This window comes from Actinomadura sp. 7K507 (genome assembly GCF_004348425.1).
Classification (GTDB): domain Bacteria; phylum Actinomycetota; class Actinomycetes; order Streptosporangiales; family Streptosporangiaceae; genus Spirillospora.
The window spans coordinates 1-831 of sequence record NZ_SMKK01000548.1 but is presented as its reverse complement, the minus strand read 5'-3'; the positions used below and the strand labels follow the sequence as shown (position 1 = coordinate 831).

General features: G+C 66.8%; 1 protein-coding gene. It reads right to left on the bottom strand.

What is annotated here, in order from left to right; genetic code table 11:
• Positions 1–390: 390 nt before the first annotated feature.
• Entirely contained in the window at positions 391–618 is a 228-nt protein-coding gene (locus tag E1285_RS45190; protein ID WP_207947325.1) for a hypothetical protein, read from the bottom strand.
• Positions 619–831: the final 213 nt, after the last annotated feature.

Below are 831 nucleotides of genomic sequence, written 5' to 3'. Positions count from 1 at the left end.
CCGCAGCCATCCCCGGCCCTGCCTGTCCAAAAGCCAGCAACCTGCTCACCATCCGCGCCAAGGCCGACTGGCCCACCGTCTCCAGCATCAGCGTCCGGTATCAACAATGAGGGGCGGAGCGGAGTGGGGTGTGATCCGTTTTCACCTGGGGTTTCCTGTAAGGGTTTTGGGCTTTGTTGTGATTGCAGCATGGCGAAGTCGAAACACACCCAGAGCTACTTGGGTTTCAACAGCCTCCCAAGTGCAGGCCCCAGCCGACTACGTGCCTGACATGCCTGACAGCGGAGCAGGCCCACACGCTGGAGAGGCACTTGACAACTGCAGTCAATCCCTGCGGCGGCCGCGACCTGCCCGCTACGCAACCAGCCCCCGAACCGCCCCCGGGACCGGTCACGGCCGCGTCCCCGTCGCGGTGCCCGATGCCGCCGTGCTCATCGCCGTGGCACGGGCGGCCAGCACGTCCAGGACCTCGATGTGCCGGTCGCCGACACTGACATGCAGAGCCAGGTCACCGCCGGTCGCGGTCAGGGTGAAGGTGACGAACGAGCAGCACCCGGTTTCGCGCGCCGCCAGCTCGGCCGCCCGCCCGGCCACATCCGGCTCGGGCCGCATCGCCATCCGCACCCGGCCCGCACCCAGCGGACTGTACGTCGGTCGCCGCCTCGGCGAACAGCGCATCGAACTCAGCCAGCGGGAGTAATTAACGGCTCTGTCCCGTAGTCGGTGGTGACGCTGGGTTTCGTTCATGCGAGCAGGATGCGGTGGCGGAGGAGGTCGAATCCCGCGCGTCCGTGCATCTGCCTCATGAGCCGTTTGGTGTGGGTGTTGACG